10 protein-coding genes are annotated in these 10,677 nt (G+C 29.0%); 5 read left to right on the top strand and 5 right to left on the bottom strand.

Annotation, left to right across the window (positions count from 1 at the left end):
• Positions 1 to 187: 187 nt before the first annotated feature.
• From J2Z24_RS12185 to proB, 5 genes are all read right to left on the bottom strand, one after another.
• The gene (locus tag J2Z24_RS12185; RefSeq protein WP_035148898.1) at positions 188 to 1,576 is read right to left on the bottom strand and encodes a 6-phospho-beta-glucosidase; all 1,389 of its coding nucleotides are present in this window, start codon (positions 1,574 to 1,576) and stop codon (positions 188 to 190) included.
• Positions 1,577 to 1,809: 233 nt separating this feature from the next.
• Entirely contained in the window at positions 1,810 to 2,685 is an 876-nt protein-coding gene (locus J2Z24_RS12180) for a MurR/RpiR family transcriptional regulator (protein WP_035148900.1), read from the bottom strand.
• A 281-nt stretch (positions 2,686 to 2,966) separates the two neighbouring features.
• A complete protein-coding gene (proC, locus tag J2Z24_RS12175; RefSeq protein ID WP_035148902.1) occupies positions 2,967 to 3,779 on the bottom strand; it encodes a pyrroline-5-carboxylate reductase in 813 nt (270 codons plus the stop codon).
• A gap of 102 nt (positions 3,780 to 3,881) precedes the next feature.
• Positions 3,882 to 5,171 (bottom strand): glutamate-5-semialdehyde dehydrogenase, encoded by a 1,290-nt coding sequence (locus tag J2Z24_RS12170; protein ID WP_035148904.1) that lies wholly within the window; start codon positions 5,169 to 5,171, stop codon positions 3,882 to 3,884.
• 17 nt (positions 5,172 to 5,188) lie between these two features.
• Complete coding sequence (proB, locus tag J2Z24_RS12165) at positions 5,189 to 6,010, bottom strand: glutamate 5-kinase (RefSeq protein ID WP_035148906.1); 822 nt, start codon at positions 6,008 to 6,010, stop codon at positions 5,189 to 5,191.
• Positions 6,011 to 6,375: 365 nt separating this feature from the next.
• On the opposite strand from proB, the gene J2Z24_RS12160 reads away from it, so the two are divergent.
• From J2Z24_RS12160 to J2Z24_RS12145, 5 genes are read left to right on the top strand one after another with little or no spacing between them, the layout of a single operon-like run.
• On the top strand, positions 6,376 to 8,280 hold the full coding sequence (locus J2Z24_RS12160; RefSeq protein WP_035148908.1) for an FtsX-like permease family protein: 1,905 nt from the start codon (positions 6,376 to 6,378) through the stop codon (positions 8,278 to 8,280).
• Between the two features lie 21 nt (positions 8,281 to 8,301).
• Complete coding sequence (locus J2Z24_RS12155; RefSeq protein ID WP_035148909.1) at positions 8,302 to 9,051, top strand: ABC transporter ATP-binding protein; 750 nt, start codon at positions 8,302 to 8,304, stop codon at positions 9,049 to 9,051.
• A 45-nt stretch (positions 9,052 to 9,096) separates the two neighbouring features.
• Entirely contained in the window at positions 9,097 to 9,666 is a 570-nt protein-coding gene (locus tag J2Z24_RS12150) for a TlpA disulfide reductase family protein (RefSeq protein ID WP_051593316.1), read from the top strand.
• Between the two features lie 10 nt (positions 9,667 to 9,676).
• Positions 9,677 to 9,811, top strand: a complete 135-nt coding sequence (locus J2Z24_RS21655) for a CD1871A family CXXC motif-containing protein (RefSeq protein ID WP_276512148.1) — start codon at positions 9,677 to 9,679, stop codon at positions 9,809 to 9,811.
• Positions 9,804 to 10,673, top strand: a complete 870-nt coding sequence (locus J2Z24_RS12145) for a 4Fe-4S binding protein (RefSeq protein ID WP_051593317.1) — start codon at positions 9,804 to 9,806, stop codon at positions 10,671 to 10,673. Before J2Z24_RS21655 ends, J2Z24_RS12145 begins: the two co-directional genes overlap by 8 nt.
• The last annotated feature ends 4 nt before the right edge of the window (positions 10,674 to 10,677 follow it).

Genomic DNA, 10,677 nt, shown 5'->3' with positions numbered 1-10,677 from the left:
AAACCATATCTATTCTATCAAAGTGAGGTGTTTTTTTTCAACGCTTAAGCTTTTCTGAACACACCTGCATAGCAGGTGGTTTTATTTATAGACAAAAAGAGCATGTATAATTTTGATTTACAAAATCTATACATGCTTATAATAAAGTATTGTATTTTTTAATTTTTCAATATGATTTTTTCCTTCTTTAGTGTCCATTTTTAATCAAATCTACTACAACAGGATCTTTTGATGCCACTCCTTGTGCCTTTAACTCAATAATCTTTTCTTTAAATTGTGGAAGATACTTTTCATGTGCTACCAACAATTCATCCAATACTTGTTTTGCCTTACTTCCATTTTGAATTAATGGATTTATTATAAAAGCTTCTAACGCTATTCCATAGTCACCTGTTAATGCAGCATTGATTGTACATTCTTCCATTGCTTTCATAATCTGAAGCCATCCTTTTTCAAATGATGCCATTTCCCCCCATGCAACTGGTTCTGCACCTTTAGCCGAAATTATACAAGAAACTTCAACAATAGAATCTGAGTCAAGACATGGTATCGCTCCATTATTTTGTGTACTTACCACCATGTGAAGACCTTTATTATTATATATTGCACTTATACATTCACAAGCTGCATCACTGTAATATGCACCACCACGCTTTTGCAATTCTTCAGGTTTTTTGTTCAAATCCGGGTTTTTATATATTTCAAAAAGATAAACTTCTACCTCTTTCATTTGTTCTGCACGTGTTCCACCTTTTTTAAATTCTTCTAAACTGTGTTCTAGCATCTCTTTTTCGCAGTAGTAATAACGATGATATCCACAAGGTAATAAATTCATAGAATGTAATAATTCCAATGGAAATTTAGCTTGATAAATGTTAGCTGGAGTTCCACCATTTTTTTCGTTAATATGCTCTATTAACTGTCCTGTAACTTCTTTTCCTTCTTCATCAAAAACTTTATGCCAGTGGAAATGATTCAATCCAGCAAACTGATAATGTAACTTAGACGACTGCATTCCAATAACTTTTGGTTCATTCATCATAGAAATCACTGGTACATTACACAATCCAATACATTTTTTCCATCCAAAATGCTTAATAATTGCTTCTGTAATAATCCCACTAGGATTAGTAAAATTAATAAGCCAGGCATCAGGACATAGTACTTTCATGTCATTAATAATATCTTTTATTACCGGAATTGTTCTAAATGCCTTAAATATTCCACCAGCACCGTTAGTTTCTTGACCCAGCATTCCATGCAATAAAGGTATTCTTTCATCTTTAATTCTTGCATCTAATAAACCCACTCTAAATTGTGTTGTTACAAAATCAGCACCTTTTAATGCTTCTTTTCTGTGTAATGTTGTGACTACTTTTACATTATACGGAGTTGCATCCCACATACGCTGTGCCAAATTTCCAACTATATCTAACTTTTCTTTTCCATCTTCAATATCAACTAACCATATCTCACTTATTAGAAGTTCATCATATCGCTTAATAAAACCTTCCATCAATTCTGGTGTATAGCTGCTTCCTCCTCCAATTGTTACAATCTTTATAGCTCCTTTCATAACTCCTACCTCCTATAAAATATTGTACTTATAATATATTTGTTAAAGTGACCTAGTTCAACAAAAGCACAACATTCTGGTTGCTTTTTTCAAAGATTTTATTAAGCATTATGTTACATTGAAGCTTTTTGAAACTTTTAATCAATTTTTATTTCCTAAAATATAAAAAGCTCGTCAGAATTTTTCCTGAACAAGCCTTAAAATAACCATTAATAACTTTTACAAAGAAGGAATTATAAGTTTTTTTCTTCATTAATATTTCTGTCATCAACAATGCTAATAACTTCTTGAATATAATTTATATTTCTTTCATAATCCATTCTAAAAATACAACTAAAAATAACATCTAACATATATTGCATTGCAATATGAGATGAAAACTGAGATATTCTATTTCTGAGATTTTCTCTATCACTTATATACAAATGATGCTTTATATAATTCGGTACAACACTTGTTCCAACTCTACCTATCCAGATTATTTCCGTTCCCTTTTTATGTAATATTTCTACAATAGAAGGCAAAAATGTTGCTCTTCCTGAATATGACAAAATAATAGCTACATGTTTTCTATTAGATGCAGTTGCCGTACAACGCTGTTCATAAGAAGATTTTGGGCAATTAACAATTCTACCAATTGCAAGCATTTTATCTTGAAAATTTTCTGCAACATTAATATTATGTGCATGAGTATATATATCAATGATGTCTGCATTATGCAATAATACTACAGATTTATTTAATTTCTCTACATCAATAGACTTATAAGTATCTGTTATTGATGCCTCATACAATTTTAATAGTTTTTCAGCTATTATTCCCTGACTATCATTAGACGTAAACGGAAAATTAACATCAATTTGATTCTCCTCTTTTCCCTCTTCTATTATAATATCTTGGACAAGCTTTACTTTCAGTTCATTAAATCCATCAACTCCAATTTTTTTGCAAAACCGGTGAATTGCAGATTTTGATACAAAAGTCTTTTCAGAAAGATTTTGAATAGATAATTTTTGAATTTGTTCTTTATTTTGAATTATGTATTGTGCTAATTGGTTTTCTGTGGGGGTCAAGTTATCACAGCATTTAATCATATTTTCTATTGTCATAATTGCCTCCTAGTTCACTTTAGTTATAAATATACTATAATATATAAATAATGATCATAAACTTGAATTAAAGTTATCCTAATATATTTTCTTTAGTTGTTTATTGTTTATTATATACTAATTCATAAGCTTAAGCTATTATTTTACTTTCTTCAAAATAATGTGTTTTTTTCAATGCTTAAACTTTTCTTAACACACCTTTCTCACAATTGGCTTTTCATAAACAAAAAAATTAAAGGACACTAAAAGCATCCCTTAATTTTAAGTACTAAAGCACCTTATTATTTTGTTTTAGACATTTCCCTAGTTTTATCTGTACATTTCCTCATTGCTTCCATTACAGTTCCTCTAAAATTATTTTTTTCTAAAGAATATACTGCCTCTATTGTAGTTCCCGCTGGTGAGCAAACTCTATCTTTTAAAACTCCTGGATGTTCTCCTGTCTCTAATACCATTTTTGCGGCTCCTAATACTGATTGTGCTGCCATTTTATAGGCCTTATCTCTAGGAACACCATCTAATACCGCTCCATCTGCTAAAGCCTCTATAAACATATATACATAAGCCGGTGAGGATCCACTTACAGCTGGTATTACCTCCATAAGATTTTCTTGTATTATCTCTACTTTGCCAAAGCTTTTAAATATATCTACTACAACTTTTAAATCCTCTTCTTCAATTAATTCATTACAACATATAGCACTCATGCCTTCCCCTACTAAAGCAGGTGTATTTGGCATAGTTCTAATTACTTTTACCTTCTTTTCAAAGGCTTTTTCTACATACTCTATAGCTATTCCTGCTCCTATAATAACAATTATTACATTTTCCTTTACATAATTTTTTATTTCCTCTATTACTTCTTTGTATTTATTAGGTTTAACCGCTAAAATAATTATATCTGAATTTTTTGCCACTTCTTCATTTGAGTTTAAAATATTTACATTAAATTTTTCTTTCATACACTTTAGCTTTTCATCATCTTTATCACTCACAGAAACATTCACTGGTGAAACTATTTTAGAGCTTACAACTCCTGTAATCATAGCTTGTGCCATGTTTCCACATCCTATAAATCCTATAGTTTTTTTCATATTATTTTTCTCTCCTTTAATTCTGTTATAGTTTTATCCCACCTCTGCCACTACTACTATTCCCATTTCTTAGACATACTCTACCTAAGTTTAAAAATGACTTTATTCTCTTATTTGTCCATTTCCACGAATTATATATTTCGTAGTAGTTAATTGAGTAAGTCCCATAGGACCTCTTGCATGAAGTTTTTGTGTACTTATTCCTATTTCTGCACCAAAACCAAATTCACTTCCATCAGTAAATCTTGTAGAAGCATTTACATATACAGCTGCTGCATCTACTTCATTTAAAAATCTTTGAGAATTAGTATAGTTTTCTGTAATAATGGCTTCAGAATGTTTAGTTCCATGATTATAAATATGATTTAAAGCATCATCTAGAGAATCTACTATTTTAACAGATAAAATTAAATCTAAATACTCAGTATCCCAATCTTCTTCTGTGGCCTTAGATATTAAGGATAATATTTTATCATCTTTAATAAAGTTTTTTACAATTTGTAGCGATTTTTCACAAAGTCTAAGTTCTACTCCATATTTACTAATTTCTTTTATCATTTCAGGAATAAACTTACTGGCTATATCTTTATGAACTAATAAAGTTTCCATAGCATTGCAAACCCCTGGTCTTTGAGTCTTTGCATTTATAACTATATCTTGAGCCATTTTTAAATTAGCAAAACTATCTACATAAGTATGACATACTCCAACCCCAGTTTGGATTACAGGAACTGTAGAATTCTTAACTACATTATTAATCAGTCCCCTACCTCCTCTTGGGATAAGAACATCTATATATTCATTCAGTTTAAGCATCTTATTTACTACTTCTCTATTAGTAGTTTCAATAAGTTGAATGGTTCCTTCTGGAAGACCACTTTCTACAGCTGAATTTTGTAATATTTCACCAATACATTTATTAGTATTTATAGCCTCAGAACCCCCTCTTAAAATTACAGCATTACCTGATTTTAAGCAAAGAGCTGTAGCATCAACAGTTACATTGGGCCTAGCTTCATAAATTATACCTATAACGCCTAGTGGTACTCTTTGTACACCAATATTAATACCATTTGGTCTTTTCCACATACCTAAAACTTCCCCTATTGGATCTGAAAATTCTGCAACTTCTATAAGACCATTAACCATATCATTTATTCTTTTTTCATTTATTAAAAGTCTATCCAAAAGAGCCTTAGAAAGTCCTTTTTCCCTACCTTTTTCCATATCAACTTTGTTTGCTTTTATAATTTTATCTTTATTTATTTTTAAATCTTCGCCCATTTTATAAAGAGCTTTATTTTTTAAATTGCAATCCACTAATGATAAGAATCTAGAAGCCTCTTTAGCTTTTTTACCTTTATTAATTAAATCTTTATATAATTGCTCCAAAACAATACCTCCTAAAATTATTGAGCTATATTAAACCATGTACCTACTGTTTCCCCTTTTACTATCTTTTGTAAAACTTCATTTTCTTCCCCATTTACTATTAACATTGGTATCCCTGCTGAAGTAACTATTTTTGCTGCCTTTATTTTTGTAGCCATCCCTCCAGTTCCAAGACCAGACCCTGCTCCACCAGCACAAGATACAATATCTTCTGTTATTTCTTCAACAAAATCTATTAATTCAGCGTCATCATTGTTTCTTGGATCACAATTATATAACCCTTCAATATCAGACATTAAAATTAACAAATCAGCTTTTACTAATTCAGATACAAAAGCTGAAACAGTATCATTATCACCAACTTTAGTTTCTTCCATTACTATAGCATCATGTTCATTTACTATAGGTATAACTCTTTTATTTAAAAGCTCCTTTAAAGTGTTTGCCGCATTATACCTTCTAACTTCATCTACTATATCCTCTTTAGTTAAAAGTATTTGTCCAACAGTTTTACCATGCTCACCAAATATCTTTCTATATATATACATAAGTGTTCCTTGTCCTATAGCAGCAGCAGCTTGTCTTTTAGCAATATCTTCGGGCTTTTCTGATAATCCAAGTTTTCCCATACCTGCTCCTATAGCACCAGAAGACACTAAAATTATATTATATCCTCTATTGTGTAAATCTGATAACTGACGTACCAAACGTTCAATATTAAATAAATTCAAAAGTCCATTTTCGTGAGTTAATGTAGAAGAACCAACCTTTACAACTATGTTTTTTACATTTTTTAAATATTCTTCTCTGTTAAATTGTACGGTTTGTAAATTTTGCATTATTATTTTCACTCCCTTTAAAGACGCCCTAAAAACGTATATAAAATTTTTTTATTTCTTAAATATTATCCTAACGCATATCTTACAACTTACAACCTCTAAATAAGTTGTCACTTTATTTTAATATAATTTTATTAAATTTGTCAAGTTTAGTTAAAGAATTTATATACAAAACTGACCCTTAATGGATACTGTAAATGCTTAAACACAGTGGCTTTATATATTAAAAATAAATTTATGTTAATCATATCTAACCAACCTTACAACAATGTAAGGTTAAAATCTAAATTGTAAGTTACAACGATGTTTTTTTTAGGATATATTTCGTAAAATAACCATAGAACATTAATTAAGGAGGACAAGAAATGTTATTAGGATTAGCCAAAAAAAATATAAAAGGAAACTTTAATAATTACTTTATTTATTTTGTTTCCATAGTATTTAATGTAACCATATATTTTGCTTTTCAAAATATAGCATCTAATAATCAAGTCAAGGCATTTTTGGAGCAAGATCAAAAATCACTTGTATTGTTCAAAGGTTCAGCTGTAATAATTGCTATATTTGCTGCCATATTCGTATTATACTCTAGTTCTTTCTTTATAAGAAAGAGAAAAAAAGAATTAGGACTTTATTCTCTACTGGGATTAAAAAAGAGACAGATAGGCTCATTACTTTTTTATGAAAATATCATCATTGGAAGTATTGCTCTTTTAGCAGGACTACTTATGGGAGGTTTGCTTTCTAAATTATTTATTATGATTCTAATAAAATTTATAGGAATGAATTTATTAATAAAATTTTCTATAGGTATAGATGCTGTATTACATACAATTATAACTTTTGGAATATTATTTTTAATAGTTTCTATAAATGCATACACCATAATCTATAGATTTAAGCTTATAGATTTGTTTAAAGCTAACAGTACAAGTGAAAACAAGAGTAAAAAAAGCACTAAACCATCTATAGTTTTAGCATTACTTTCTATAATTTTCTTTGTAATTGAAGGAATTGCCGCTATGACTATAAAAGATTCTCCTACATTCCTAAGGAATGTACCTATTGCACTTGTAACTTCAATAATAGGCACTTTTATCTTCTTTGGTACATTTTTAACCTTTATGATAAGTGTTCTAAAAAGGAATAAAAAATTATATTACAAAGGAGATAATTTAATAAGTATATCTCACTTTTTATACAGAATAAAATCTAATGCAAAAACATTATCAATAATCGCTATTACAAATGCTGTTGCCTTAACTTCAATAAGTGTTACTTATAGCATAGACTACAATATGAAAAAAATTTATAAAACAACCTATCCATTTTCATATTCATATATAACGACAGGTAAATCTTTAGATAAGCAAGTTGAAGATATAATAAAAAAACATCCTGAAAACAAACTTATAACCTCAGCAGAGTCTGAACTTGTGAAGGTATCTAGTAAATTAGAAAATTTTCCTGATTTAGAATCTAATTATACCTATTTAATATCTATAAGTAAATATAAACACACTCTAAAGCTTAAAGGATTAGATACCAATTTCAAAATTCCTTCTTCATCACAAGCAATATTACTAAAATATGGCTCAAAGGATTTAGATGAAATTAAAGGAAAAACTGTGAATATACATTATAAGGATTTAAAAAATTCTTTTAAGATAATAGATAGAAAATTAGAAGAGCCTTTAAATGTTACTGATATGGGACCAATTTTGTTAGTTCAAGATGAAATTTATGAGAAATATTATAATAAAGATAATGTGGTTACCCTTAAAGCATATTCAGTACAAAATCCATTAGATAGCACTTCACTAACAAAGGATATTATAAAAATAATGCCTGACGATACTAAGTTAAGTTATGTACAAGACATGAAGCAAATATTAATTTTAACCTCAATGATGTTATTTATAGGTATTCTGGTAGGATTAGTTTTCCTAACTTCTACAGGAAGTATATTATACTTCAAACAACTTACAGAAGCTAATGACGATAAAGAAAGATATACTATTCTAAGAAAGATAGGCATATCTAAAAAAGAAACAAAAAAATCTATTAAAAAACAATTAATAATAATTTTTATATTACCAATAATTATAGGACTTCTTCACAACCTACTAGCGCTAGCACTATTGACTACAACAATAGACCTTAGCATTAAAGTACCAATTATTATAAGTATTGTATCTTATGTTTTAATTTATTCTATTTATTACTTGTTGACAGTAAAAACTTATGCAAAAATAGTTACAGAAAATTAACTTTTATGGAGGATGAATACTATGAGTATTGTTGTTGAAACTAAGAATCTAAAAAAAATATATGGTTCAAAAGGAAATATATACACTGCACTTGATGATATAAACTTACAAATTAATGAAGGTGAATTTGTTGGGATAATGGGTCCTTCTGGTGCTGGCAAAAGTACCCTTTTAAATGTAATATCTACTATTGATAAACCTACCTCCGGGAATATATCCATAGGTGGTGAAAATATATTAAATTTAAATGAAAATGCCCTTTCTTCTTTTAGACGAAATAAGCTTGGATTTATATTTCAGGACTTCAACCTTTTAGATACTTTAACTTTAAAGGAAAATATAATGCTTCCACTAACACTTTCTAAGATAAAAGTTACCTTAATAGAAAGAAGAGTAACTGAAGTAGCTGAAGCCCTTGGAATATCTAACATATTAGAAAAATATCCATATGAAGTTTCCGGTGGACAAAAACAAAGAACAGCTGCTGCTAGAGCTATAATAACAAACCCAACACTTGTACTAGCAGATGAACCTACAGGTGCTTTAGACTCAAAGTCTTCTAAAGATCTTCTACAGTGCCTTACAGATTTAAACGAAAATATTAATGCTACTATAATGATGGTTACTCATGATGCTTTTGCTGCTAGCTATTGCAAAAGAATATTATTTATAAAAGATGGAAGATTATTTACAGAGCTCGTAAAAGGAAATTCATCTCGTAAAGAATTTTTCCAAAAAATATTAGATGTACTAGCAACTATAGGTAACTAACTTAAATCTTATATTAATATATTTTAAAGTAAAGGAGTTTTTAAAATGAAAAAATTAGTAATTTCATGTTTATTAGTAGTTATGACTCTATCTTTAACTGCTTGTGGCTCAAAAAATAACAATGCTTCAAATTCAACAAAGCAAGAAGCTGAATTACAAGATACAAAAGGTTCTTTTGGAGACTTAAAAACTATGCCTGAATTTAAGGTTAATGATGTAAATGATAAGGTGGTAACTAATGATATATTTAAAGATAAAAAACTTACTATGATAAATATATGGGGAACATTTTGTAAGCCTTGTATAGATGAAATGCCTGAACTTCAAGATTTATATAATGAGTATGGAAAAAAAGATGTCAATATAATAGGTGTAGTTGCTGATGGTGATACAAATGAGGTTAAAGCATTTGAAATATTAAAAAAATCAAAAGTAGAATTTACAAATCTAATACCAAATGAAAAGTTTCAAAAGGACTTTGTTAGTAAAACTAACGCAGTGCCTGTTACAGTATTTTTAAATAGTAAGGGAGAAATCTTACAAACAGTAGTAGGTGCACGTGAAAAAAATGTTTATAAAAAGTTAATAGAAAACAATTTAAATACAGCAAAGTAGGTGTAATCTTATGAAAAATAAGATAAGAATATTTTTATTTACAATAGGTATATCATTTATAGGTCTCGGAATGTACAGAGGAGAAGTAAATACTGTGCTTACAAAAGCAATTAATATTTGTTTGGAGTGTATAGGAATTGGATAATTTAAAAAGAAAATTAGTTCAAATAATAACACTTATAAGTACCAATGGATATTTTAAGGGTTTTTTAGATGGACATATTTATAGGGGTAAAACAAAAAGATTATGCGTTCCAGGACTTAACTGTTATTCCTGCCCTGGCGCCCTTGGCTCCTGCCCCATTGGTTCTCTGCAGGCAGTTATAGGAGATTTAAAATATAAGTTTTCTTTTTATGTAGTAGGATTTTTAACTCTTATTGGGATAACTATGGGACGATTTGTATGCGGATGGTTGTGCCCTTTTGGATTAATACAAGAATTATTACATAAAATACCTTCCCCTAAATTTAAATTGAGCAAGAAATTTAATAGATTAAAATATTTAAAATATATAATACTTTTAGTATTTGTAATTTTACTTCCTATGTTTTGGGTAAATGATATCGGTATGGGAGATCCAACATTCTGTAAATATATATGCCCTGCTGGTACTCTCGAAGGAGGTATTCCTCTTACTTTATTAGATACTTCTCTAAGGTCCGCTATAGGATTTTTATTTGTATGGAAGACCACGCTGCTTATAATTACAATTATTTTATCTATAATTATATTTAGACCTTTTTGTAGATTTATTTGTCCTCTAGGTGCTATATACAGTTTATTTAATCAAATAAGTTTTTATAGATTAGAAGTAGACAAAAATATGTGTACAAGCTGTGGTAAATGTTCTAGAAAATGTAAAATGAATATAGAAGTTTACAAACACCCCAACAGCCTTGAATGCATACGTTGTGGAGAATGTAAAGATGTATGCCCTCATAATGCCATAAAAACAGTTTTTAAAACCACTGCATCCATAGCAACATCAAAAAGTAAAACTATTTAATATA

It is taken from the genome of Clostridium tetanomorphum, from assembly GCF_017873215.1.
GTDB classification, from domain to species: domain Bacteria; phylum Bacillota; class Clostridia; order Clostridiales; family Clostridiaceae; genus Clostridium_AO; species Clostridium_AO tetanomorphum.
The sequence above is the reverse complement of the archived record's forward strand: the minus strand, read 5'-3'. Positions and strand labels throughout refer to the sequence as shown.

Coding starts and splice junctions, on each gene's coding strand:
- proB (WP_035148906.1), bottom strand. CDS start 6,010: ATGCAAAATTTACAAACCGTACAATTTAACAGAGAAGAATATTTAAAA.
- J2Z24_RS12160 (WP_035148908.1), top strand. CDS start 6,376: ATGTTATTAGGATTAGCCAAAAAAAATATAAAAGGAAACTTTAATAAT.
- proC (WP_035148902.1), bottom strand. CDS start 3,779: ATGAAAAAAACTATAGGATTTATAGGATGTGGAAACATGGCACAAGCT.
- J2Z24_RS12180 (WP_035148900.1), bottom strand. CDS start 2,685: ATGACAATAGAAAATATGATTAAATGCTGTGATAACTTGACCCCCACA.
- J2Z24_RS12155 (WP_035148909.1), top strand. CDS start 8,302: ATGAGTATTGTTGTTGAAACTAAGAATCTAAAAAAAATATATGGTTCA.
- J2Z24_RS21655 (WP_276512148.1), top strand. CDS start 9,677: ATGAAAAATAAGATAAGAATATTTTTATTTACAATAGGTATATCATTT.
- J2Z24_RS12150 (WP_051593316.1), top strand. CDS start 9,097: ATGAAAAAATTAGTAATTTCATGTTTATTAGTAGTTATGACTCTATCT.
- J2Z24_RS12185 (WP_035148898.1), bottom strand. CDS start 1,576: ATGAAAGGAGCTATAAAGATTGTAACAATTGGAGGAGGAAGCAGCTAT.